This window comes from Chromobacterium sp. Panama (genome assembly GCF_003052555.1).
Classification (GTDB): domain Bacteria; phylum Pseudomonadota; class Gammaproteobacteria; order Burkholderiales; family Chromobacteriaceae; genus Chromobacterium.
Genome location: NZ_QARX01000001.1, coordinates 2,389,960 through 2,414,361, shown reverse-complemented (window position 1 = coordinate 2,414,361; position 24,402 = coordinate 2,389,960). Strand labels below are relative to the sequence as shown.

At 67.0% G+C, this 24,402-nt stretch carries 23 protein-coding genes; 10 read left to right on the top strand and 13 right to left on the bottom strand.

Annotated features, from left to right (window positions below; all coding sequences use genetic code 11):
• The first annotated feature begins 11 nt into the window (after positions 1-11).
• From DB032_RS10795 to fmdA, 5 genes are all read left to right on the top strand, one after another.
• Positions 12-497, top strand: coding sequence for a formate dehydrogenase subunit gamma (locus DB032_RS10795; RefSeq protein WP_107799487.1), 486 nt, complete (start codon positions 12-14; stop codon positions 495-497).
• Positions 491-2,059, top strand: a complete 1,569-nt coding sequence (locus DB032_RS10790; protein WP_107799486.1) for an NADH-quinone oxidoreductase subunit NuoF — start codon at positions 491-493, stop codon at positions 2,057-2,059. The genes DB032_RS10795 and DB032_RS10790 overlap by 7 nt, the downstream gene beginning before the upstream one ends.
• Positions 2,056-4,929: a formate dehydrogenase subunit alpha gene (gene fdhF / locus DB032_RS10785; RefSeq protein ID WP_107799485.1), complete on the top strand. Its 2,874-nt coding sequence runs from the start codon at positions 2,056-2,058 to the stop codon at positions 4,927-4,929. Before DB032_RS10790 ends, fdhF begins: the two co-directional genes overlap by 4 nt.
• Positions 4,926-5,162 carry a formate dehydrogenase subunit delta gene (locus DB032_RS10780; protein WP_107799484.1) on the top strand — a complete coding sequence of 79 codons (237 nt, stop codon included), beginning with the start codon at positions 4,926-4,928 and terminating at the stop codon, positions 5,160-5,162. Before fdhF ends, DB032_RS10780 begins: the two co-directional genes overlap by 4 nt.
• Before the next feature lie 336 nt (positions 5,163-5,498).
• On the top strand, positions 5,499-6,719 hold the full coding sequence (fmdA, locus tag DB032_RS10775) for a formamidase (protein WP_107799483.1): 1,221 nt from the start codon (positions 5,499-5,501) through the stop codon (positions 6,717-6,719).
• A 114-nt stretch (positions 6,720-6,833) separates the two neighbouring features.
• Here fmdA and DB032_RS10770 read toward each other — a convergent pair whose 3' ends face one another.
• Positions 6,834-7,760 carry a LysR substrate-binding domain-containing protein gene (locus DB032_RS10770; protein ID WP_107799482.1) on the bottom strand — a complete coding sequence of 309 codons (927 nt, stop codon included), beginning with the start codon at positions 7,758-7,760 and terminating at the stop codon, positions 6,834-6,836.
• A 109-nt stretch (positions 7,761-7,869) separates the two neighbouring features.
• On the opposite strand from DB032_RS10770, the gene DB032_RS10765 reads away from it, so the two are divergent.
• Complete coding sequence (locus tag DB032_RS10765; protein WP_107799481.1) at positions 7,870-8,478, top strand: FMN-dependent NADH-azoreductase; 609 nt, start codon at positions 7,870-7,872, stop codon at positions 8,476-8,478.
• A gap of 129 nt (positions 8,479-8,607) precedes the next feature.
• Here the strand turns inward: DB032_RS10765 and DB032_RS10760 are convergent, their stop codons facing one another.
• From DB032_RS10760 to DB032_RS10740, 5 genes are all read right to left on the bottom strand, one after another.
• On the bottom strand, positions 8,608-9,225 hold the full coding sequence (locus DB032_RS10760; RefSeq protein ID WP_233246681.1) for a hypothetical protein: 618 nt from the start codon (positions 9,223-9,225) through the stop codon (positions 8,608-8,610).
• Between the two features lie 72 nt (positions 9,226-9,297).
• Positions 9,298-10,086, bottom strand: a complete 789-nt coding sequence (locus DB032_RS10755; protein ID WP_107799480.1) for an ABC transporter substrate-binding protein — start codon at positions 10,084-10,086, stop codon at positions 9,298-9,300.
• 70 nt (positions 10,087-10,156) lie between these two features.
• Positions 10,157-10,942 carry an ABC transporter substrate-binding protein gene (locus DB032_RS10750; protein WP_107799479.1) on the bottom strand — a complete coding sequence of 262 codons (786 nt, stop codon included), beginning with the start codon at positions 10,940-10,942 and terminating at the stop codon, positions 10,157-10,159.
• An 80-nt stretch (positions 10,943-11,022) separates the two neighbouring features.
• On the bottom strand, positions 11,023-12,510 hold the full coding sequence (locus DB032_RS10745) for an aldehyde dehydrogenase (RefSeq protein WP_107799478.1): 1,488 nt from the start codon (positions 12,508-12,510) through the stop codon (positions 11,023-11,025).
• 187 nt (positions 12,511-12,697) lie between these two features.
• Entirely contained in the window at positions 12,698-13,243 is a 546-nt protein-coding gene (locus tag DB032_RS10740) for a cupin domain-containing protein (RefSeq protein ID WP_048412316.1), read from the bottom strand.
• Between the two features lie 212 nt (positions 13,244-13,455).
• Between DB032_RS10740 and ald the strand changes: the two genes are divergently transcribed.
• The 4 genes from ald (at position 13,456) to DB032_RS10720 (ending at position 18,273) form a co-directional block, all read left to right on the top strand.
• Positions 13,456-14,580, top strand: coding sequence for an alanine dehydrogenase (ald, locus tag DB032_RS10735; RefSeq protein ID WP_107799477.1), 1,125 nt, complete (start codon positions 13,456-13,458; stop codon positions 14,578-14,580).
• A gap of 19 nt (positions 14,581-14,599) precedes the next feature.
• On the top strand, positions 14,600-15,394 hold the full coding sequence (locus DB032_RS10730; RefSeq protein WP_107799476.1) for a gamma-glutamyl-gamma-aminobutyrate hydrolase family protein: 795 nt from the start codon (positions 14,600-14,602) through the stop codon (positions 15,392-15,394).
• 23 nt (positions 15,395-15,417) lie between these two features.
• A complete protein-coding gene (locus DB032_RS10725) occupies positions 15,418-16,752 on the top strand; it encodes a glutamine synthetase family protein (RefSeq protein WP_107799475.1) in 1,335 nt (444 codons plus the stop codon).
• Between the two features lie 138 nt (positions 16,753-16,890).
• The gene (locus tag DB032_RS10720; protein WP_107799474.1) at positions 16,891-18,273 is read left to right on the top strand and encodes an aspartate aminotransferase family protein; all 1,383 of its coding nucleotides are present in this window, start codon (positions 16,891-16,893) and stop codon (positions 18,271-18,273) included.
• A 198-nt stretch (positions 18,274-18,471) separates the two neighbouring features.
• Here the strand turns inward: DB032_RS10720 and tssE are convergent, their stop codons facing one another.
• From tssE to DB032_RS24125, 7 genes are all read right to left on the bottom strand, one after another.
• Positions 18,472-18,882, bottom strand: a complete 411-nt coding sequence (gene tssE, locus DB032_RS10715) for a type VI secretion system baseplate subunit TssE (protein WP_107799473.1) — start codon at positions 18,880-18,882, stop codon at positions 18,472-18,474.
• A gap of 2 nt (positions 18,883-18,884) precedes the next feature.
• Positions 18,885-19,415 carry a type VI secretion system lipoprotein TssJ gene (gene tssJ, locus DB032_RS10710; protein WP_107799472.1) on the bottom strand — a complete coding sequence of 177 codons (531 nt, stop codon included), beginning with the start codon at positions 19,413-19,415 and terminating at the stop codon, positions 18,885-18,887.
• Positions 19,412-20,440 carry a type VI secretion system baseplate subunit TssG gene (gene tssG / locus DB032_RS10705; RefSeq protein ID WP_107799471.1) on the bottom strand — a complete coding sequence of 343 codons (1,029 nt, stop codon included), beginning with the start codon at positions 20,438-20,440 and terminating at the stop codon, positions 19,412-19,414. Before tssG ends, tssJ begins: the two co-directional genes overlap by 4 nt.
• Positions 20,437-22,212: a type VI secretion system baseplate subunit TssF gene (tssF, locus tag DB032_RS10700; RefSeq protein WP_107799470.1), complete on the bottom strand. Its 1,776-nt coding sequence runs from the start codon at positions 22,210-22,212 to the stop codon at positions 20,437-20,439. Before tssF ends, tssG begins: the two co-directional genes overlap by 4 nt.
• A gap of 52 nt (positions 22,213-22,264) precedes the next feature.
• Entirely contained in the window at positions 22,265-23,821 is a 1,557-nt protein-coding gene (gene tssA / locus DB032_RS10695; protein ID WP_158274286.1) for a type VI secretion system protein TssA, read from the bottom strand.
• Entirely contained in the window at positions 23,818-24,183 is a 366-nt protein-coding gene (locus DB032_RS24130; protein ID WP_158274285.1) for a hypothetical protein, read from the bottom strand. Before DB032_RS24130 ends, tssA begins: the two co-directional genes overlap by 4 nt.
• Before the next feature lie 13 nt (positions 24,184-24,196).
• On the bottom strand, positions 24,197-24,402 hold a 206-nt coding region (locus DB032_RS24125), incomplete at its 5' end, for a hypothetical protein (RefSeq protein WP_199225875.1).

Sequence of the window (24,402 nt, the reverse complement as noted above, 5' to 3'; positions counted from 1 at the left end):
TGGGAATCGCCATGTCCTTGACCGCGGAACAACAGGCGCGCATCGCCGCGCTGGTATCGGATCATCAAACGCAGCCGGGCGGTTTGCTGCCCTTGCTGCACGCCGTGCAGGACGAGTTGGGCCATGTGCCGGACGCCGCGACGCCGGACATCGCCCGCGCCTTCCGCCTGAGCCGCGCCGAAGTGCGCGGCGTGCTCAGCTTCTACCACGATTTCCGCGACGAGCCGCCGGCGCGCCATGAGCTGCGGCTATGCCGGGCGGAGGCCTGTCAGAGCATGGGTTCAGAGGCGCTGGCGCAAAGGCTGCGGGCGCGCACCGGCCTGGACGACGCCGGCCGCAGCGCCGACGGCGGCCTGGAACTGCGGCCGGTGTACTGTCTGGGCGCCTGCGCCTGCGCGCCGGCCTTGCTGCTGGACGGCGAATTGCACGCGCGGATCGACGCCGCCATGTTGGACGCCTTGCTGGCCGGCTGTCTGGAGGAGGGCGGCGCATGCTGACCTTCCATCTACCCTGTGATTCCGCGGCGCGGGCGCTGGGCGCGGACCGGACCGCGCGGGCGCTGGCCGAGGCGGCGGCGCGACGCGGCCTGGAAGTGGACATCCGGCGCAATAGTTCGCGCGGCCTGTACTGGCTGGAGCCCTTGCTGGAAATGGACACGCCGCAAGGCCGCGTCGGCTTCGGGCCCTTGACGGCGGCGCAGGCGGACAGCGTGCTGAGCGCCGTGCTGGAGGCGGACGGCCAGCATCCGCTGGCGCTGGGCTTGCTGGAGCGCCTGCCCTATCTGGCCGGCCAGCAGCGGCTGTTGTTCGCGCGCGCCGGGCTGACCCGTCCCTTGTCGCTGGACGATTATCTGGACCACGGCGGCTATCGCGGCCTGGCCCACGCGCTGGAACTGGGCGGCGAGGGCACGCTGGACTGCGTGCTGGAATCCGGCCTGCGCGGCCGCGGCGGCGCGGCCTTTCCCGCCGGCGTCAAATGGCGCACGGTGCGCGAGGCGGCGGCGGACGGCAAATACGTGGTGTGCAACGCCGACGAGGGCGATTCCGGCAGCTTCGCCGACCGCATGCTGATGGAGGGCGACCCCTTTTTGTTGATCGAGGGCATGACTATCGCGGCGCTGGCGGTGGGGGCGACCCGCGGCTACCTCTATGTCCGCTCCGAATACGCCGCGGCGGCGGAGACGCTGCGGCGGGCGTTGGAGATCGCCCGCCGGCGCGGCTATTTGGGGCCCGATCTGCAAGGCAGCGGCCGCGAGCTGGAACTGGAGCTGCGCCTGGGCGCGGGCGCGTATATCTGCGGCGAAGAAACAGCCATGCTGGAATCGCTGGAGGGCCGGCGCGGCGAAGTCCGGGCCAAGCCGCCGCTGCCCGCGCTCAGCGGCCTGTTCGGCCGTCCCACCCTGGTGCACAACGTGTTGACCCTGGCCTCGGTGCCCACCATCCTGGCCCGCGGCGCGCCGTACTACCGCGATTTCGGGGTGGGCCGCTCGCGCGGCACCATGGCGTTTCAGCTGGCCGGCAATGTGCGGCGCGGCGGCCTGGTGGAGCGCGGCTTCGGCCTGAGCCTGCGCGAGTTGATCGAGGACTACGGCGGCGGCTGCGCCAGCGGCCGGCCGGTCAAGGCGGCGCAGGTGGGCGGGCCGCTGGGCGCCTGGCTGAGCCCGGCGCAGTTCGACACCGCGCTGGACTACGAGGCTTTCGCCGCCGTCGGCGCCATGCTCGGCCACGGCGGCGTGGTGGTGTGCGACGACAGCGTCGACATGGCGCGGATGGCGCGTTTCGCCATGCGGTTTTGCGCCGAGGAGTCTTGCGGCAAGTGCACGCCCTGTCGCATCGGCTCCACCCGCGGCGTGGAGGTGATGGACCGGCTGTTGGCGGCCGGCGACGCCGCGGAGCGGCGCCGGCATTGGACCCTGCTGCGGGATTTGTGCGAGACCATGCGGCACGGTTCGCTGTGCGCGCTGGGCGGTTTGACGCCCTTGCCGGTGTTGAGCGCGGCGCGGGGTTTCCCCGCGGATTTCGGCCTGGACCCGGCCATCGTCGAGGAGGACGCGCCATGAGCTGCCAGTTTGACCCCAAGCCGGTCCCGACGGCGGACCTGGGCACGCCGGCGCGCGAGGGCGCGCCGGTGAGCCTGAGCATAGACGGCGTCGAGATCACCGTGCCGGCCGGCACCTCGGTGCTGCGCGCCGCCGCGCTGCAGGGCGCGCGCCTGCCCAGGCTGTGCGCCACCGACAGCCTGGAGCCGTTCGGCTCCTGTCGCATGTGCCTGGTGGAAATAGACGGCCAGCGCGGCTATCCGGCCGCCTGCACCACGCCGGTGAGCGCGGGCATGGCGGTGCGCACGCAGAGCGAGGCCTTGGCCAGGCTGCGGCGCGGCGTGATGGAACTCTATGTGTCCGACCACCCGCTGGATTGCCTGGGCTGCGCCGCCAACGGCGATTGCGAACTGCAGACCGTGGCCGGCCAGGTGGGACTGCGCGAAGTGCGCTACGGTCTGGCCGGGGCCAATCATCTGGCCGATGCCAAGGATGAGTCCAATCCTTATTTCGATTACGACCCGGCCAAATGCATCGTCTGCAACCGCTGCGTGCGCGCCTGCGAGGAAACCCAGGGGACTTTCGCGCTGAGCATCGTCGGCCGCGGTTTCGATTCCCGCGTCCGCGCCGCCGGCGGCGCGGACTTCCTCGGCTCGGAATGCGTGTCCTGCGGCGCCTGCGTGCAAGCCTGTCCCACCGCCACGCTGGTGGAGAAAAGCGTGGTCGCGCAGGGGCAGCCGGAGCGCAGCGTGGCGACCACCTGCGCTTATTGCGGCGTGGGCTGCGGCTTCCGCGCCGAACTCAAGGGCGAGCGCGTGGTGAGAATGACGCCGGACCGGGACGGCCGCGCCAATCACGGCCATTCCTGCGTCAAGGGCCGCTTCGCCTGGGGCTACGCCACCCATCCGGACCGCATCGTCAAACCCATGCTGCGCGCCGGCATCCACGAGCCCTGGCGGGAGGTGAGCTGGGAACAGGCGCTGGAGCATGTGGCCGGCGAGTTCCGCCGCCTGCAGACGCGCTACGGCCGCGACGCCGTCGGCGGCATCAGCTCCAGCCGCTGCACCAATGAGGAAACCTATCTGGTGCAGAAGCTGGTGCGCGCCGCCTTCGGCAACAACAATATCGACACCTGCGCCCGCGTCTGCCACTCGCCCACCGGCTACGGCCTCAAGCAGACTCTGGGCGAATCCGCCGGCACCCAGGATTTCGATTCGGTGCTGAGCGCCGACGTGATCCTGGTGATAGGCGCCAATCCCAGCGACGCCCACCCGGTGTTCGGCTCGCTGCTGCGGCGACGGCTGCGCGAGGGCGCGCGGCTGATCGTCATCGACCCGCGCCGCATCGATCTGGCCGATTCGCCGCACGCGGCGCCGGCGCTGCATCTGGCCTTGCGGCCCGGCAGCAATGTGGCCGTGCTCAACGCGCTGGCCCATGTGCTGGTGAGCGAAAACCTGTTGGATCAAGACTTCATCGCCCAGCGCTGCGAGGCCGAGGCCTTCCGGCTCTGGCGCGACTTCGCGGCAGAAGCGGACAATGCGCCGGAGCGCGTCGCCGAGACCAGCGGGGTGCCGGCGGCGCTGATCCGCGAGGCGGCGCGGCTGTACGCGGGCGGCGGCAACGCCGCCATCTACTACGGCCTGGGCGTCACCGAACACAGCCAGGGCAGCACCGCGGTGATGGCCATCGCCAATCTGGCCATGGCCACCGGCAATCTTGGCCGCGCCGGCGTCGGCGTCAACCCGCTGCGCGGCCAGAACAATGTGCAGGGCTCCTGCGACATGGGCTCTTTCCCGCACGAACTGCCCGGCTACCGCCATGTGTCCGACGACGCGGTGCGCGCGCGCTTCGAGGCGGACTGGGGCGTGGACTTGCAGCCGGAGCCGGGGCTGCGGATTCCCAATATGCTGGACGCGGCGCTGGACGGCGGTTTCAAGGGCTTGTACTGCCAGGGCGAGGACATCGCGCAGAGCGACCCCAACACCCAGCACGTGGCCGCCGCGCTGACGGCGATGGAGTGCGTGGTGGTGCAGGACCTGTTTTTGAACGAAACCGCCAAATACGCCCATGTGTTTCTGCCCGGCAGCTCCTTCCTGGAAAAGGACGGCACCTTCACCAATGCCGAGCGGCGCATCTCGCGGGTGCGCCGGGCGATGCGTCCGCTGGCCGGCATGGCGGACTGGGAGGTGACCGCGGCGCTGGCGGCGGCGCTGGGCTATCCGATGGCTTATGCGCACCCGTCGGAAATCATGGACGAGATCGCGCGGCTGACGCCCAGCTTCGCCGGGGTCAGCTACGCCAAGCTGGACCGGCTGGGCAGCCTGCAATGGCCGTGCAACGAGGCGGCGCCCGAGGGCACGCCGGTGATGCACGTCGACCGTTTCTCCCGCGGCCTGGGGCGCTTCGTCGTCACCCGCTATGTGGCGACTTCGGAGCGGGCGGGCAAGCGTTTCCCGCTCTTGCTGACCATCGGGCGGATTCTCAGTCAGTACAATGTCGGCGCGCAGACCCGGCGCACCGAAAACCGGCTTTGGCACGCCGAAGACAGGCTGGAAATCCATCCGGTCGACGCCGAGGCGAGGGGCGTCGTCGACGGCGACTGGGTGGCGGTGCACAGCCGCGCCGGCGACACCGCCTTGCGCGCCAAAGTGACCGAACGGGTGGCGCCGGGGGTGGTGTACACCACCTTCCATCATCCGGAGTCCGGCGCCAATGTGGTGACCACCGACAACTCGGATTGGGCCACCAACTGTCCGGAGTACAAGGTCACCGCGGTGGAGGTGAGGAAGACCGCGCGGCCGTCGGAGTGGCAGCGCTGTTTCCATGGTTTCGGCGACGAGCAGCAAAGACTGCTGGCCGCCGGACGGCGGACGGGGAGCCAGACGGAATGAGGCCGGAGCCGCTGGTGAAGATGATCAACGAGATCGCGCGCTTCTTCGAGGACGCGCAGGGGGAGGACGCGGCGGCCGAGGTCGCCCAGCATCTGCGGCGTTTCTGGACGCCGGCGATGCGCGCAGGCCTGCTGACGCATTGGCGGAGCGCCGGCGCGGCAAGCGGGCTGGTTCCGTTGGCGGCGCGGGCCTTGGGCTGTTTGGAGCAGATGTCCGACAAGGCCGCTGGCTAAGAGTCTGTTTACGATCTGCTGCGCTTGGCGAGACGTCTCACGGTGGGTACCGCTTCGAAACGCTGATGTGCCACGAGCGTATTCCGCTTTTTCGCTCGTTTTCGCCTTGTCTCGCTTTTGCCCGCGAGACTTGGAACAGGCTCTTAAGAGCTTGTTCAAGATGGCCGGCGCTGCCTGTCGGGCGGCGCCGGCGATACGCAAAAACACGCGGCGCAGGCCGCGGATCGCCGCGGCGTCAGCGTCGCCGGCGCGGGGACGGGCCACAGCCGGCGGCGGCCGGTTGCGGACTTTCGCAAGCGGGGCCCGCGTGGTCCCGACCGTGCCGGAGCAAGCGCCATGACGACTACCCTGATCAAGATCGATCTCGATCAATCCCCTTACGACAATCCGCAGATCCACAACCGCTGGCATCCTGACATTCCCATGGCCTGCTGGGTGCTGCCCGGCGACGACTTCGTGCTGGAGTGCTACGACTGGACCGGCGGCCAGGTGCGCAACGACGATTGCGCCGAGGACATCCGCGACCTGGATCTGAGCGCCGTGCATTTTCTGTCCGGCCCGGTGGGCGTGGCCGGCGCGCAGCCCGGCGACTTGCTGGTGGTGGATTTGCTGGACATCGGCGCCTTGCCGGAGCGGCAATGGGGTTTCAACGGCATTTTCTCGCGCAGCAACGGCGGCGGTTTTCTCAGCGAGCATTTTCCGCACGCGCAAAAGACGATATGGGATTTCCAGGGGCTTTACGCCCGCAGCCGCCATATTCCCGGCGTCCGTTTCGCCGGGCTGATCCATCCCGGCCTGATAGGCTGCCTGCCCAGCCGGCCGTTGCTGGAGGAGTGGAACCGGCGCGAGGCCGAATTGCTGCGCGAGAATCCGCGCGCGGTGGCGCATCTGCCTTTCGCGCCCAGCGCGCATATGGGGCGCTTGGGCGGCGAGACGGCGCGGCGCGCGGCGGAGGAGGCGGCGCGCACGGTGCCGCCGCGCGAGCATGGCGGCAATTGCGACATCAAGGACTTGTCGCGCGGCGCCCGCGTGTTTCTGCCGGTCTATGTCGACGGCGCCGGCCTGTCGGTGGGCGATCTGCACTTCAGCCAGGGCGACGGGGAGATCACCTTTTGCGGCGCCATCGAGATGGCGGGTTGGGCGCATCTGAAGGTGGATCTGATCAAGGGCGGGGTGGCGGCCTACGGCATCCGCAATCCGGTGTTCCAGCCCAGCCCGCTGGCGCCGCGTCACGGCGATTACCTGATTTTCGAGGGCGTGTCGGTGGACGAGCATGGCGGCCAACACTATCTGGATGTGCAAGTGGCTTATCGTCAGGCCTGCCTGAACGCCATCGACTATCTGGGCAAGTTCGGCTATTCGCGCGCCCAGGCCTACAGCATTCTCGGCTGCGCGCCGGTGCAGGGGCATGTCAGCGGGGTGGTGGACGTGCCCAACGCCTGCGCCACGCTGTGGCTGCCGACGGACATCTTCGATTTCGACATCCGGCCGCAAGCCGGCGGGCCCCGGCCGCAGCCGCTGGACGGCGTGCCAGTGCCCTTATCCTATGATCTGTAAGAGTCTGGCAATGTCTGCTGCGCTTCGGCGATACGGCGTTGGAAACATCCTCAAAATGCTCATGCGCCGCGCCTACCTTCCGCTTCTTCGCTAGTTTTCGCCTTGTCTCGTCCTTTAAGGCGCGACTTGATAGACCGGGTGGTCCGGCGGAATCAGCTCGGTGGCGAGGAAATCGATGAAGGCGCGCACCGCCGGCAGCAGGCCGCGGCGGGTGGGGAAGGCGGCGTGCAGAATGCCCCAGGGAATGTCGTAGTCCGGCAGCAGCCGCACCAGCTGGCCGGCCTGCAGCGCCTCGTGGCAGACCAGTTCCGGCAGCGCGGCCACGCCCAGGCCGGCGATGGCGGCGTCGCGCAGCACGATCAGATCGTCAGTCATCAGCCGGGGGCTGTCTATCTGCACGGTGTAGGCGTGGCCGGCCTGATCCAGCAAGGCCCATTGGCCGCGGCCGTCGGGCCGGCTCATGGTCAAGGCCGGCCAGCCGGCCATGTCGGCCGGATGCCTGGGGGCCGGGCGCTCGGCCAGCAAGGCCGGGCTGGCCACCAGGGAGGTCTGGGCGGTGGCCAGCCGGCGCACCACCAGATTGGCGCTGTCCTCGATCACATTGCGCACGCGGATGGCCACGTCCACTCCTTCTTCTATCAGGTCCACGCGCCGGTTGCTGGAATCCAGCTGCACCCGCAGCAGCGGGTGGCGGGCCATGAAGCGGGGCAGGGCCGGGGCCAGCAGGGTCTTGGACAGCAGTTCCGGACAGCTGACCTTGATCAGGCCGCGCGGCTCGGCGCTGCTGCGGGCGATGGCCTCGTCGGCGGCTTCGGCTTCCTCCAGCATCGCCTGACAGTGTTGGTAGTACTGCTGGCCGATCTCGGTCAGCGACAGGCGGCGGGTGGTTCTTTGCAGCAGGCGCACGCCCAGCCGCTGCTCCAGCTCCGCCACGCGACGGGACAGCCGGGATTTGGGGATGCCCAGCACGCGGCCGGCGGCCATGAAGCCGCCGTGCTCAACCACTTTGGCGAAGTAGAGCAGATCGTTCAGGTCCTGCATGATTGTCTCGCTGATGGAACAATGTTTCCGATTTTTGCAGTCTAGTGCGGATTGGTTCGGAAAACTATCATGCAATCACTTTCTCTACCCAGACACCAAGGACCCGACCATGAAACTGTTGCATCTCGACTCCAGCATCCTCGCCGCCAACTCGGTTTCCCGCCAACTGACCGCCGTTGTCGCCGACACCCTGCGCCAGCGTCACTCCAATGTGGAAACCGCTTACCGCGATCTGGCCGGCCAGCCCATCGCCCACCTGTCCGGCGAAATCATCGGCGCCAATTTCACCGCCGAGGCGGACTGGACCGCCACTCAGCGCAGCGAAGCCGCGCTGAGCAATGAGCTGATCGAAGAATTCCTGGCCGCGGACGTGGTGGTGATCGGCGCGCCGATGTACAACTTCTCCATCCCGTCGCAATTGAAAGCCTGGGTGGACCGCGTGGCCGCCTCCGGCCGCACGTTCAAATACACCGAGAACGGTCCGGTGGGCCTGGCCGGCGGCAAGAAGGTGATCGTGGTGTCCTCGCGTGGCGGCGTTTACAGCACCGAGCAGGGCCAGCTGATGGACTTCCAGGAAGACTACCTGAAGACGGTGATGGGCTTCCTGGGCGTGAACGACGTGGCTTTTGTCCGCGCCGAAGCGGTGAATATGGGCGAAGACAAGCGCGCCACCGCCATCCACGCGGCCAAGGACGCCATCGCCAAACTGGCGCTGTAATTCTCCTGCCGCAAACGAAGACAGCCGGCCCTTGATGGGCCGGCTGTTTTGCGTCTGGCACGAGCGGAGAATCTGCTCAATGCCTTTGTCGGGGTTAGCCCGCCGACGCGCAGCAGATCGTAAACGTTCTCAGGGCAGCTTGCAGCTGTCCGACAGCTTGTCCAGCCCCTGCTGCTCGTGGCGGAAACTGGCCTTGGGCGGCGTGTGGCTGTAGTCGAGGGTGACGACGTAGAGGCTGTCGAAGTCGTTCTTGTCCCATTTGGGCACCTTGTCCGCCGAGCCCTTGTCGCCGTAATCCTGCATCAGGCTGACGGCGAGTTCGCGCAGCAGCTTGTGCTCCCAGGCGATGTAGACGGTTTTGCCGTGCTGCAGCGGGTTGACCAGTTGCTGTTGCAGCGCGTCGATGGCTTCCATGTCGAAGTTGCTGTTCACCGGCAGGCCCAGGGAGATGGCGGTGGGCTCGATGGTGGCCAGCGGGCGGATGTAGTTGAAGGTGCCGGCGGGGTCCCGGGTCTGGCTGGCGGTGGAGGGCGCGAAGATCTGGTCGGCCCGCCCATATTTTTTGGGCAGCAGCTTGGCCAGTTCCAAAGAGCGGTTGAAGCCCTTGCAATTGAGCTGGCCGTAGCCGCCCTCGGGTTTTTCGCCGTGGCGCAGCATAACCAGCGTCTGGGTCTGCGGCGCCGGGGCGGCGTGCAGCAGGGGGCTGGCCAGCATGGCCAACAGCAGGCTGAGGCGGGAGAGTTTCATCGCGGGGTCCGTTGAGTCGAAACCCGCTCAGTGTCCCGCAGCGGACGGCGGCGGCGCAAGCTGGAACAAGGATCAGGGTTGCAGCTGCAACTGGGCCACGCTGTCCGCGCTCAGGTATTTGCCGAAGATCTTGCGCAGGGCGCCGTCCTTGAGCATTTGCTGCAGCTGGGCCTGCCATTGTTCCGCCTGCTGCGGGCTGAAGGCGCTGTGCGCCAGCATCAGGCCGCCGGCGATGCGTTCCGAGTTGGGGAACAGGTCCAGCACCGTCACCTGGCCGGACAGGGCCGGGGAGTTGAGCCAGCTGTCGTAGCTGAAAGGGTGGGCGAAGGCGGCGGTGACGATGCGTTGGGACAACATGGCGTAGAGGTCGCGTTCGTCGTTGGCCATCACCACCTTGCCGCGTTTGGCCAGTTGTTCGATGAAGGCGTCTTGCTCCGGGCTGTGGCGGTAGCCGCGGATCACGCCCCATTTGACCGCAGGTTCGGCCAGCAACTGCTCCAGGGTGCGCGCGCCGATCTGCTTGGACAGCAAGATCATGTTCTTGCTGTAGAAGTAGGGATAGATCCAGGCGTATTTGCGGCGGTCAGCGGTGGGGATGGTGGAGGTGCCCAGATTCAATTGGCCGTGCTCCAGCATTTTCAGCACGCGGATGCGGGGGTAAACGTCTTCCTGGACGATATTGCAGCCCAGCCGGCGCGCCAGCTCGTGCACCAGGTCCACATCGTAGCCGTGGCCGTTTTCATAGGCGCTGCCAATCAGGTAGTAACCCACTTTCAGGCCGTCGGCCGGGCAGGGCGAATCGCCCAGCGCCGCCGCCGATGCCAGCGCGCCGCCCAGCAGCGCCGCCCAGTGTGCTTTCATGCCGTTCTCCCGTACGCGTTCCGTTTAGCTATAGCCGGATTCGTCGGGTCTTGCCGCATGCGAGTGATTGTTATTCCAGCATGCCGCGCACGCTGTCTTCGCTCAGGTATTTGCGCAGAATGCGCTGCAGGCTGCCGTCCGCGCGCATCGCGTCCAGTTCCGTCCGCCAGCGGCGCATCTGGGGTTCGCTGAAGCTGCGGTGGGACAGCACCAGGCCGTTCTCCAGGCTGCTGTCGCGGAAGGGGTCCATGACCTTGACTTGCAGCCGGGCGCGCGGCTGGCCGTTGAGCCAGTGGTCGTAGACCTGGGGCTGGGAGAAGGCGGCGGAAATGGAGCCGCTGCGCAGCATGTCCAGCAGGTCTTCCTCGTTGGCGGCGCAGATCAGCTTGTCGCGCTTGGCCATTTGCTGCAGGAAATAGTCCTGCAAGGGACTGTTGCGGTAGCCGATGACGGCGCCCCATTTCAGCTTGGGGTCGTTCAGCCATTGTTCCGGCGTCTTGCCTTGCACCGCCGGGCTGAGCAGGGTCATGTTGCGGTCGCGGGTATAGGGCAGCACCCAGGCGTAGCGCAGCCGCTTTTGCAGCGGGATGGTGGAGGTGGCCAGATTGAGCTTGCCGTGTTGCACCAGCAGCAGCACGCGCAGGCGCGGGTATTCGCGTTCTTCGCGGATCTTGCAGCCCAGCCTGCGCGCCAGTCCGTGGACCAGGTCCACGTCGTAACCCTTGCCGCCTTCATAGGCGGTGGTCGTCGGGTAGTATCCAACCTTCAGCCCCTCCGCCGGACAGGCGGGCGCGGCGGCGCCGGCCTGCGCCGCGGCGGCGCAAAGGCAGAGGAGGGCGGTCAGGTGCTTGCTCATGGCGCTTCCTTTGCCGAGGGTGGACGAAAACAAGACAGGCTGCCGGAAGGGCAGCCTGTCGGCGGCGCTGTAAACGCGGTTTACAGCTTGATCAGCGTGCTCTTCAGCTCAGTGTATTTTTCCAGCGCGTGCAGCGACTTGTCGCGGCCGTTGCCGGATTGCTTGAAGCCGCCGAAGGGGAAGTTCATGTCCCCGCCTTCATCATAGCAATTCACCCACACCGTGCCGGCGCGCAGGCGGCGCGACACCTGGTGCGCGGTGCTGACGTTGGAGGTCCACACCGCGGCCGCCAGGCCGTATTCGGTGTCGTTGGCGATGCGGATGGCGTCTTCCACGTCGTCGAAGGTGATGACGGACAGCACCGGGCCGAAGATCTCCTCGCGGCAGATGGTCAGATCGGCGCTGGGGCAGTCAAACGCCGTCGGTTCGATGAACAGGCCGGTGTCGGCGTGGGCCGGTTTGCCGCCGAACAGCTTCTTGGCGCCCTCGCTGTCCCCCTTGCCGATATAGGACAGCACCTTGTCGTACTGGATGCGGTCCACGATGGCGCCCATATTGGTGGCCGGGTCCAAGGGGTCTTGCGGGTAGTAGCGGGCTGCCGCCGCCTCCAGCTCTTGCAGGAAGCGCGCCTTGATGTCGCGGTGGACCAGCACGCGGGAGCCGGCGGTGCAGACTTCGCCCATATTGTAGAAGATGCCGCCGGCGGCGGCGCGCGCCGCCTGGGCGATGTCCGGGCAGTCCGGCAGGATGATGTTGGGCGATTTACCGCCCAGCTCCAGCCAGACGCGCTTGAGGTTGGATTGCGCGGCGTAGCCGGCGATCAGCTTGCCCACGCCGGTGGAGCCGGTGAAGGCGACGCAGTCCACGTCCATGTGCAGCGCCAGCAATTTGCCCACGTCGCCGGCGCCGGGCAGCACCTGGAACACGCCGTCGGGGATGCCGGCCTGTTTGGCCAGCGCCGCCAGGCGGATGGCGGTGAGCGGGGATTTTTCCGAGGGCTTGATGATCACCGGGTTGCCGGCCGCCAGCGCCGGGCCAAACTTCCAGCTGGCCATCATGATGGGGTAGTTCCACGGCACGATGGCGGCCACCACGCCGATGGCTTCGCGGGTGACCAGGCCCACCACCTTGGGGTCCACCGGCGCCACTTCGCCGCCTATCTTGTCTATGGCTTCGGCGAACCATTCCACGCAATAGGCGCTGCCGGGCAGGTCCACGCTGAGGGTGTCGCTGATGGGCTTGCCCACGTCCAGGGTTTCCAGCAGGGCCAATTCATCGCCGTGCTCGTAGATCAGCGCGGCGAAGCGCTTGAGGATGCGGCCGCGCTCGCGCGGCGGCAGGCCGGACCAGGCGCCGGAGTCGAAGGCTTGGCGCGCGGCGCGCACCGCGCGCTCCACGTCGGCCTCGCCGCACCAGGCCACGTCGGCCAGCTTCTCGCCGTTGGCGGGGTTGTTGCAGGCAAAGCTTTTGCCGTCTTGCGCCGCGCAGTACTCGCCGGCGATGAAGGCGCGCCCTTCGATCTTCAGTTGAGCGGCGAATTGCTTCCATTCGGCATGCGTTCTAGCCATTTACTCTCTCCTTTGATGATCCTGCGCCGTCCGTTGGCGGCGCCGGTATCGCTTGACGCGGGTTTGACTGCTTTGTCGTCTGTCGTGGGCTTGGAGCCGGCGGGGCGGGCAAAGCTCCCCGGCCTGGCCTTATGGCCTGCTGGTCGCCGGATGCGGTCTTGCCGGCGCTTCTTGTTCTTAATGGTTCTTAGAATGTGGGCGGCGAACTGGCGCTGACCACCTCGCAGGTTTCGGCGCCGACGTTGCGAAAGCGATGGGGCAGCCGGCTGTCGAAGTAATACGCGTCGCCCGGCCCCAGGATGCGGCTCTCGTTGTTCACCGTCACTTCTATACTTCCTTTGATGATGACGCCGCCTTCCTGGCCGTCGTGCGTCAACATGTCCGGCCCGGTGTCGGCGCCGGTTTCGTAGACTTCGCGCAGGATGGCGATGTCGCGCTTGTCGTGGGCGGTGCCCACCAGCAGCAGCCGGATCTGCTCATTGCCCAGATTGGGTAATTCGTGGGCCTGGTAGAACACGCGCGCCTGTTCCGGGTCGGAATCAAAGGTGAAAAAATCCGCCAGCGTCATCGGCAGCCCTTCCAGCACCTTTTTCAGCGAGCTGACCGATGGGCTGACCCGATTTTGTTCGATCAGCGAAATGGTGCCGTTGGTGACTCCGGCTCGTTTGGCCAGTTCCCGCTGCGACAGCCCGAAACGATCCCTGACCATGCGTAATCTCGCGCCAACGTCCATGGATTCCTGCTCCGTCAGTATGTTAATAATTTTAGACGCTTTATGATAATTATTTTGTACGGACTCTGCACTACTTGCTGCGACGCAAAATCGAATATCTTTGCATCGGTGGGGGTTTATAGTCAGAATCAGAAACAAGGGGCAAGCGTATTGTGAATTTTCTTAAACGCTTGCGCGGCACTTCCGCAACAAATCTAAGTGAGGAGAGCGACATGCTGATCGGTGTTCCCAAGGAGATCAAGAACCACGAGTATCGTGTTGGCCTAACCCCGTCTGGAGTCCGGGAGTTAGTCGCCAACGGTCACAAGGTTTTGGTCCAGACCCAGGCCGGCCTCGCCATCGGTTTCACCGATGAACAGTATATCCAGGCCGGCGCCTCCATTGCCTCCAGCGCCGAAGAAACCTTCGAACGCAGCGACATGATCGTCAAGGTGAAAGAGCCGCAGCCGGTGGAATGCCGGATGCTGCGCCGGGATCAGCTCCTGTTCACCTATCTGCATTTGGCGCCGGACCCGGAGCAGACCAAATTATTGCTGGAATCGGATGCCATCGCCATCGCTTACGAAACCGTCACCGACGAGCGCGGCGGCCTGCCGTTGCTGGCGCCGATGTCGGAAGTGGCCGGCCGCATGGCGATACAGGCCGGCGCGCACGCGCTGGAAAAGGCCCAGGGCGGCCGCGGCGTCTTGCTGGGCGGCGTGCCGGGCGTGGCCCCGGCGCGGGTGGTGGTGATAGGCGGCGGCGTGGTGGGACTGAACGCCGCGCGCATGGCCATGGGCGCCGGCGCCGAGGTCACCATTCTGGACAAATCGCTGCCGCGCCTGAAGGAAATCGACATGGTGTTCGGCGGCCGCATCAAGACGCTGGTGTCCAACTCCGCCAATATCGAAGACAGCCTGCGCGAGGCGGACCTGGTGATCGGCGCGGTGCTGATTCCGGGCGCGGCGGCGCCCAAGCTGGTGACGCGGCCGATGCTGAAAATCATGAAGCCCGGCGCGGTGCTGGTGGATGTGGCGATAGACCAGGGCGGCTGCTTCGAGACCAGCCGGGCCACCACGCACCAAGACCCCATTTACGTGGTGGACGGCATCGTCCATTACTGCGTGGCCAATATGCCCGGCGGCGTGGCGCGCACCTCCACCCAGGCGCTGACCAACGCCACCTTGCCGTACACGCTGGAGCTGGCCAACAAGGGCTGGCGCCAGGCTTTGCTGGACAACGCCCATCTGCGCAACGGCCTCAACGTCTGCCGCGGCCGGCTCACTTACCAGGCGGTGGCCCAGGCGCTGGGCCACCCGTTCATCGACCCGATCGAAGCCATCAAGGCGGCTTCCTGACCCGTATCAAGGATTCGAAATGTTGCAAGCTATCATCGGCATACCCTGTGACATCAAGATGGTAGGCCCGCTGCCCTTCCACTCCGTGGGCGAGAAATACATCGCCGCCGCGGCCGGCGGCGCCGGCGGCGTGCCGGTGCTGCTGCCGGCGCTGGGCGACAAGACCGCGCTGAGAGACGTGCTGGAACTGGTGGACGGCGTGTTGCTGCCGGGCTCCCTGTCCAATGTCGAACCGCACCGCTACGGCGGCGCGCCCAGCCGGCCCGGCACCATGCACGACCCCATGCGCGACGCCACCACGCTGCCGCTGATCCAGCAAGTGCTGGAGCAGGGCATTCCCCTGCTGGGCATCTGCCGCGGCTTCCAGGAAATCAATGTGGCGATGGGCGGCGAACTGTACCAGCACGTGCAGGAAGAAGAAGGCAAGCGCGACCACCGCGAGCCGGACACGCCGGATCTGGATGCGATGTACGCCCTGTCCCACCCGGTGCGCTTCGCCGAAGACGGCCTGCTGCGGCAATGGACCGGCCAGGAGTCCGCCATGGTCAACTCCCTGCACCAGCAGGGCATCAAGCGGCTGTCCGATCGCCTGATCTGCGAGGCCGTCGCCGACGACGGCCTGGTGGAGGCCTACCGCGTGCGCGACGCCAAGGGCTTCGCCTTCGCCGCGCAATGGCATCCGGAATGGAAGTACTGGGACAACCCGCTGTCCATGGCCATCTTCAAAGCATTTGGCGACGCCTGCCGCCAACGCCGCGAACAGCGGCAACGCGGGCCGCAATTAACCGAGACCTTGTGTCACCACTCGGAATAACACACACAGAGGAAGAGAACATCATGACCCATCAGATCAATGAATGGCTGCGAGAGCACCGGATCACTGAAGTCGAGTGTATCGTCCCCGACATGACCGGCGTGGCGCGCGGCAAGATCGTGCCCAAGGACAAGTTCGTGTCCGACCCGGAAATGCGCCTGCCCGAAGTCGTGCTGATCCAGACTGTGACCGGGGACTACCCCGACGACAGCATGCTGGACCTGACCGACCCGGACATGGTGCTGGCGCCGGACCCGAACACCCTGCGCTTCGTGCCCTGGGCCGTGGATCCCACCGCTCAATTGATCTACGACTGTCTGCGCGCCGACGGCAGCCCGGTGGACGTGGCGCCGCGCAATGTGCTCAAGCGCGTGATCGGCCTGTTCGACGAGATGGGTCTGGAGCCGGTGCTGGCTCCGGAAATGGAATTCTACCTGCTGTCCCCCAATCCGGACCCGGACATCCCGCTGGCCGCGCCGGTGGGGCGCACCGGCCGCGCCGAGTTCGGCCGCCGCTCCTACTCCATCGATGCGGTCAACGAGTTCGACCCGCTGTTCGAAGACATCTACGACTACTGCCACGCGCAGAATCTGGAAGTGGACACCCTGATTCATGAGGTGGGCACCGCGCAGATGGAAATCAACTTCTTGCACGGCAACCCGCTGGAACTGGCCGACCAGGTGTTCCTGTTCAAGCGCACCGTGCGCGAGGCGGCGTTCCGCCACAATATGTACGCCACCTTCATGGCCAAGCCGATGGAGAACGAGCCGGGCTCCGCCATGCACATGCACCAGAGCCTGGTGGACAAGAACACCGGCCGCAATGTGTTCACCAATGAGGACGGCAGCCCGTCCGACCTGTTCTTCCACTACATCGCCGGCCTGCAGAAATACGTGCCCAAGTCCATGCCGCTGTTCGCGCCCTACGTGAACTCATTCCGCCGTTTGTCGCGCTACACCGCGGCGCCGACCAATGTCGAATGGGGTTACGACAACCGCACCGTGGGCCTGCGCGTGCCGCATTCCTCGCCGGCGGCGCGCCGCATCGAAAACCGGGTGCCGGGCGTGGACGTCAATCCCTATATCGCCATGGCCGCGACGCTGGCCTGCGGCTACCTGGGCATCATCAACAAGCTGCAGCCCAGCGAGCCGCGGCAGACCGATGCCTACGAGCTGCCTTACCAGTTTCCCAACTCCTCGGAGGAGTCCTTGCAGCAGCTGGCGTCTTGCAAGGAAATGGCCGAGGTGCTGGGCGAGCGCTTCGTCAGCATGTACGTGGGCATGAAGGAGAAGGAGTTCTCCGAATACTTCCGCGTGATCAGCCCGTGGGAGCGCAAGTTCCTGCTGCTGCACGTGTGATTTAGCTATGACATTGGGCTGATTTGTCCGTTAGAATCAGCCCGGACAGCCAGGATAAGCACTGAAAATACGCCAATGGCGAAGGAGGGGCGGCAGAGAACATCTCCGCCCCGTTGGAGAATACTGGAAGGAAGTCCTATGCAGAATCAACAACGCACGACCGAACAATGGCGCCAACTGGACGCAGCGCATCATCTGCATCCGTTTACCGATACCCAATCGTTGAACCAGCAGGGCGCGCGGGTGATGACTCGCAGCGAGGGGATTTACCTGTGGGATTCCGAGGGCAATAAGATCATCGACGGCATGGCCGGCCTGTGGTGCGTCAATATCGGCTACGGCCGCAAGGAACTGTCCGACGTGGCCAAGAGCCAGATGGACGAACTGCCCTTCTACAACACCTTCTTCAAGACCACCCACCCGGCGGTGGTGGAACTGTCCCACCTGCTGGCGCAAGTGACGCCGGCCGGCTACGAACATGTGTTCTACACCAACTCCGGCTCCGAGGCGGTGGACACCATGATACGCATGGTGCGCCATTACTGGGACGTGCAGGGCAAGAAGGAGAAGAAAACCCTGATCGGCCGCTGGAACGGCTATCACGGCTCCACCATCGGCGGCTCCAGCCTGGGCGGCATGAAGTATATGCACGAGCAGGGCGACCTGCCGATTCCGGGCATGGCCCACGTTGAGCAGCCGTGGTGGTACAAATACGGCAAGGATCTGAGCCCGGACGAGTTCGGCGTGGTGGCCGCGCGCTGGGTGGAAGAGAAAATCCTGGAAATCGGTCCGGAAAAAGTGGCCGCCTTCGTGGGCGAACCCATCCAGGGCGCCGGCGGCGTGATCATCCCGCCGGCCACTTACTGGCCGGAAGTGGAACGCATCTGCCGCAAATACGATGTGCTGCTGGTGGCCGACGAAGTGATCTGCGGCTTTGGCCGCACCGGCGAGTGGTTCGGCTTCGAGCACTTCGGCTTCCGTCCGGACATCTTCACCACCGCCAAAGGCCTGTCCTCCGGCTATCTGCCCATCGGCGCGGTCTTCGTGGGCGAGCGCGTGGCCCAGGGCCTGATCGCCGGCGGCGACTTCAACCACGGCTTCACCTACTCCGGCCACCCGGTGGCCAGCGCGGTGGCGCGCGTCAATATCGAGCTCTTGCGCGACGAAGGCGTCATCGACCGCGTCAAGAACGAAACCGGTCCCTATATGCAGAAGCGCTGGCGCGAGACCTTCAGCCAGTTCGAGCACGTGGACGATGTGCGCGGCGTCGGCCTGATCCAGGCGTTCACCCTGGTCAAGGACAAGAGCAAGCGCGAGCTGTTCCCGGAGTTCGGCGATGTCGGCCTGATGTGCCGCGACATCTTCTTCAGCAACAACCTGATCATGCGCGCCTGCGGCGACCACATCGTGTCCGCGCCGCCGCTGGTGATCAGCAAGGCTGAAATTGATGAAATGCTGGGCGTGGCCGCGCGCTGCATGGAGACGTTCGAGCGCAAATTGAAGGACAGCGGTCTGGTCTGAGCGGAATTCGCGCACGGGCCGGCATCAAGCCGGGGCGGCCAGCCCCGGCTTTTTTCTTGGGGCCTGGAGGCGCGGCCTGTTCGGGCGCGGGTCCGGGTCTCGCGGACCAGGCCGCTGCGGCTCGCGGCCGCAGGGTGACGAGCGTTCCCGTGCGGCGCTCGCCGTGTCGCTGAGGCGCAGCGGGCTTTGAACGGGTTCTCAGTGCCGGTAGGTGCTGAGCCTGACGCCGCCCTCGGGCGTGAAGCTCGCATCCAGCAACAATTCGCCGTGCGGTTTCAAGCGGCAACGCAGCCGGTAGCGCAACACCATTTGCTCGTGGTCGCCGCGGAAATCGACCTCGACCGCGTCCAGCCTGGGTTCGTAGCGCAGCAGGGTCTGTTCGATGCTGCGCATCAGCTGATGGGCGCTGGCGGGCAAATGGCGATAAACGTGGCCCAGGTCCGGCAGGCCGTAATCGGGCAAATGCTTGAGCGAACCGGCGCGCGCGTTCAGGATGCGCCGAATGCTGTCCACCACGCTGCGAGAGAACTGCTGCTCCGGCGCAAGGCGATCCAGCGCTTGGCCGTCGGCAAACTGCCCGGTCAGCATTTCATACAGTGAAGCCCCCATGCTCAGCCCTCCGCCCGACGGCGTTCCAGCGCATAGCCGCGCAACTCCAGTTGCAGCGGCTTGTCGTTGTCCAGCTCCTTCTTGTCCAGCAGCAGCCGCCATTGCCGTTCCGGGCCGGCTTGCCGGAACAGCGCGATCACGCCGACATAGGCCGCGTCCTGGCGGTAAGGCTCGCGCAGGCTGACCGCCGCGCCCGGCCGCAGCAGTACTTGGTGGCTGGCCAACAAGTCATCGGCGAGCACGGACTGATCCTGCTCCAGCAGCGTCGGGTAGGGCGCGGCCAGAAAGGCGGCCTTGTCCTTCAGCTGATACACCCTCACCACCACCGACAGCGGCCGCTGCCCGGCTTCGGTGTTCAGCTCCTCGCTCGCGATCAAATCCAGGTTCAGACGCTCGACGCGGGTGAGGAAGATCTTTTGAGCGGCGCTGACGGTGACGTTCTTGGTGCTTTGCCACAGGCCGCAGCCGCTCAGCGGCAGCGTCAGCCCCAGCCAGACCAGTCCGGCGCTCAGGGCGGGAAGGCGATGTTTCATCCGGGTTCTCCTGGCTGCCGGTCGCAGACGTCCGACAGCGGTTGATAATGACCGATGCGCAAGCGGCGCCAGCGCTGTCCCGCCTCACCGGCCAGGGCGGCGCCCAAGCCCAGCCTGGGCCGGGCGCGGGTGTCCAGGCGGCTGGCCGGCAACCAGTTGGCGGGCAGCTCCAGCCAGATTTCCGCCTCCAGCCGCCATCCCAGGTAAACGCGGGTCAGCGCCAGCACATCCCGGTGCAAGGGGCCGCCGGGCAACAGGGCGGGCACGCAGTCGGCCTGAGCCGGGCGGACGGTCACGGCGATCGCGTGATTGGCGGCGCGCAGCCGGCGGCCCAGGACGAATTCGCCGGCGCGCAGCGGCGGCCGGGCGGAAAGAGGGGGCGGCTCGTCCAGCGCCGCCCAGCGGGGCAGGAATTCCCGTACCCGGATGTCGGCTGCGGGCAAGGCGTGGCGGATCACGCTGGCCAGGCCGGAAGCCGGCCGGGTGCGTTGGCCCAGCAAGGCGAGCAAGCCCAGCATGCGCCCGGCGGGCAGCTGCCGGCGCTCCGCCGCCTCGCCCACGCCCATGCCGATCAGGCCCAGCAGGGCCTTGGACAGCGGATCGCGCGCGCCGGGCCGGAAGGCCAGCGGGTAACGGTATTTGCCCCAGGCGCGATAGAGCAGGGCGGTGAGGCGATGGCTGAACAGATCCAGCATCGCCGCCAGCGCTTCGTGCCCCTCGCGGCGGGCGGCGATGTCGTCCAGAAAGTAATAGGGCAGCACGGCGTCGACTCCGTAAAGCCCCATGAAGGCGGTGCGCAGCACCGGAGGGCGGCCGGTGTCGGGGTCGGCCGGTTCGGCGCGGACGATCTCGCCGGCGGGAAAGCCCAGAGACGGCGAGGGCAGCAGCCGCACCGGCTCGTCGGCCGGGCTGTCGGCCGCGCCCAGGCGCCGGTCGCCGGGCAAGCGCTCCAGCACGCGGCAGAATTGAAAAAAGTTGTACGAGGGAGCGGATTGCAGCCAGGCGTAGAATTCGGCTTCTGTCATAGCGGAGGCGCCTCCGTCTTGCTGTCCGGCCAAGAAACCCGTTCGTTTTCCGGCAGGATGCGCAGTTCGAAGCGGGTGAACAGATTCATGTCGGCGTAGGCGGCGAAGAAACGGTGCATCAGATCCCCGAACAGGTGGAGGTCGCCCGGTCCGGCGAAGCAGGTCCGGTCCACCGCCAGCTCGATGCGGACCCCGCGTTCCATGCAGCCTTGCTTCACCCGGCTGACCAGTTGATGCCTGACCTCCAGCAGCCCGTTCAGCCGTTGGCGGTTCAATTCGTCCTCGGTCCAGTCGTACAGCGCCAGCGTGCCGCGCAGCACTTCCACGTCCAGCAGCGACAGAAAGTTGGGCGCCAGGTGCGAGAGCACCCGCCATTGATAACGGTCTTCCGCCGGCGGGTAGCAGGGAAGGGTGGGCGGGGTTAGATTGGCGATCCGGGTCAGCGGCGTGGACGGCGAGCGCTCCAGGATTTGCGCCTCGCGCAGCGCTTTGCGCGGCAGCATGCCGTTGGTGCCGGTGACGCGCAGCGACAGGATCTCTGCACGCCTCGCCGCCGACGGCGAATCCCATAGATGGCCGCCCAGCACCAGCCAGGTTTCCGGCCTGCCGGCCGCTCCAAGCCGGGTTCGGGCATGGTAGAAGCGTTCCGGCGCCTCGTCGCGCAGCATGCCGCCCCGGTGCTGGAAGCTGGAGAACGGCAAGTAGGCGTGGCGGCCGCCGTTTTCGGTGTCCATGGAGACGACCTCGTCGACCGACCAGGCCTCGATCTCCGGCCCCTGGCTCGCCAGCGGCACCACCCGGTATTCATGGCTCAAGTGGTCGACATGCAGCGGCTCGGCTTCCAGCGGGAACAGATTGATCGCCGGCACGCAGTGCAAGCGCAGATTGTCGGCAGTGAACGGCATGTCCGCCGGATAGCGCTGCGTCAGGGTCAACTCCAGCGCAAAGCCGGTCGCGTCTCCGGGCAGCAGAGCGGCGTCCAGCCCGGCCAGATCGAGAAACTGGAACTTTTCGCGGAAGCAAAAGTACTCCAGCAGCAGCTGATAGCCGCCAAAGGCGTTGTCGGCCTTGGGCCAGAGCCGGTCCGCGTCGTCGAAGCCCGCCGGCTCGAAGCGCAAGGCCGGCGCTTCCCGGGGCGGATGCGGGGCCTGGCCCAAAGGCCGCAAGCGCGCGCGACCCAACTGCCGGGTCAGCGCGTGACGCAGCGCGAAGGCGATGGGCGGATCGGCGGCGAGGAACAAGCGCAGGCGGGACAGGTCCAGCACCTCGCGCTTGGCCGCCGCGCCCAGCTCAAAGCGCAGCTCCAGCACCGAGCGTCCTTCGCCGTCCAGGCGCGCGCCGGCCTGGCTCAGCAGCAAGGGTTGAATCGTCGCCGGCTGGGTGGTGCGGTAGGCGCAGCGCACCCCGCTCGCGCCCAGCGGCGCGGTGCGCACGCTCAATCCGGCTTCCACCGGTTTGGCCTGTTGCAGCGCATGGGCGTCGGCGCGCAGCTCCAGTACGGTCAGCGACGGCACCATGCGCAGATAATGCGGCCACAGCATATTGACCAGGCCTTCGGTCAGCTCCGGGAAGTCGTCGTCCAATTTCTGGCGGATGCGGCCGGTGAGAAAGGCGAAGCCTTCGAACAGACGCTCCACATACGGATCGCGCTTGCCCACCCGGTCGATATTCAGCAGGGCGGCGCGGTCCGGGTGGGCGCGGGCGAACTCCTTGCCGGCTTCGCGCAGATAGCGCATTTCCGCTTCGTAATAGCGCAGGGTCAGGTCATCCATAGACGGCTTTCATCGGCGGGTGGGAAAAGCGCCGCTCGCGGCGCGGACGGCTTCACGGCAAGGCCCCGGACAGCGCCCGGGCCGGGTCCAGCGCGGCCAGGCGCGCGTTGAGCCGTTCCAGTTGCTGGCCCAGACCGGCGCGGTCCGCGTCCTTGCGCTGCATGCGTTGGCGCAGCAGCCGCGCCAACTGCGCCAGCAGTTCGAAGGCCAGCTCCGGTTCCCAGACGTCCAACTGGTGGCCGTCCGCCTGGCGCAGCAGCGCCTCCAGCAAATGGACGGCCATTTCGGCGCGGCCGTGGCGTTCCGCCAGCCGGGCCAGCAACAATTGCCGCAGGCAGCGTTCGCGGCCGCCCGCGGCGGCGGGCAGGGCCTGCACCCAGGCGAAGGCGGCGGGCAAGCCCTGCTGCGCGGCGATGGCGTGGGCCTGGGTTTCGGTTTCCGGCCAGTCCGCGCGGTCGTCCGCCGCCGGCGCGGCGAGAGCGGCGGAATCCGGCCGCCGCCATTGCGCCAGCCATTCCAGCGTGGCGTCCTCCGCGAACGGACTGCCGTCGCTGAAGCTCAGTTTCTCCACGCCGGGCAGCCGCTGGCACAGCCGTTGAATATCGTCGCGGATCAGCTCCGCCAGCGGCGCGGTCATTTCGCCGCCGTGCTGGTAGGCCAGCCAGGCGTAACGCTGCAGGTCCAGCCACCAGTGATTGGCCCCTTCCGCGAAGGCGCTTTCCGCCCGCTCGCTCAAATCCCGCCATTGTTGTTGCAAGAGCAGGCGCTTCAGTTGCTGGCGCAGCTCGGCGCGCGGCGGCGGCAGCCGGCTGCGGCCGTCGGCGTCGCCGGGCGGCGGGCTGCTCAGCGCCTCCCAGCGCACGGCGCGCAGCAGGCGCAGGGCGGCGGCCTGGCCTTCCGGCTGTTGGCGCAGAAACACCGCCATCCGGCGCGCCTGCTCTAGCAGTTCGCGCCAGGAGCCGACATCGTCGGCGTCCGGCGGCGGCGCGTCGGCCGTCGCGGGGGCGGGCGCGTCCATGGCCGCATTGCCGGCGGCGGGGCTTGGCAGGCGCGGTTGAAGGCTGCGGCCCAGGGCATCCAGCCGCAGCGGCGGCGCCGGGCTGTCGGCCGCGAGCCGCTGCAGCAGCAGCAAGGCGGCCGCGGCCCGCCGCCACGCTTCGCCGTCGTCGTCTGCCAGCACCGCCAGCTGATCGGTGAAGCGTTCGCTGGCCAACCACTCCAGCGCATTGCGCCGCCGCGCCGGCTGGCGCGGCCAGACCGCGTCCGGGTAGCGCTCCAGCAAGGCGGCGCTCAGCTCCAGCCCGTCCGCCAGGCCGGCCACGCCGTCCTGGCGCAGCCGGGCGCAGGCGTAGTAGGCCGCCACGCGCAAATCCTTGCCGCGGGTTTTCAGCAAGGTTTCCGCATGCGCCAAGGCCAGCGGCGCGTTCATGCCGGAGAGGCGGGTCACTTCCTCTTTCAAGGCCTGAAACTCGTCGTCGTGGGACAGGTCCTCGCCGCAGGGCGCGGCGTCGGAAATCGGCTTCAGCCAGGCGGCCCAACGCGGCAGCCGCTGGCGGGCTTCTTCTTCCGGCGCGGTGTTCAGGCCCAGCAGCGCGCGCACCCAGCTCACTGGCACCCTCGCGGCGTCTTGCCGGACGGCGTTCGGCGCGCGGACAGCGTGGCCGGCCGCAAACCCATCCGGTAAGCCTGGACATTGATGGCGAGCGCGCCGCGGCCCGGCAGCATGGCGCGGCAGGCTTCGCCTCGCAGCGGATATTCGCGCCGGAGAATGCTCAGTTCCTCCTCGCTCCAGCGGTGCGGCGGCCTCAGGCCCAGAGCCTTGGCTTGAGCGTGGATGGCGGCGGGGCTGCGATCAGGCAGCAAGCTTTGACAGGCGGCGCCTATCAAGGGGTACTCCTGGCGCAGCACTTCCAGTTCGCGCGCGTTCCATTCGACGAGAGGTTTGTGTGTCGGCAAGGGCTTGGGCGTCATGATTCGCGTCTCCTCAAGGTTGGGGCCGCCGGGCCGGCTTGGCCGCGGCGGGCGGCGAGTTAGGCTCCACGATAAAAATCCGCGCCGGCAGCTGGAACTGGATCAGCTGCAACAAGGCCAGCGGGCCGGCTCCGGCCTCGCTGCGCAGCTGGTAGCGTGCCTGATGCCCGTCCGGCAAGGCCCAGCTCAACTGCCAGGTGGCGCGGTCAATCTGTTCGC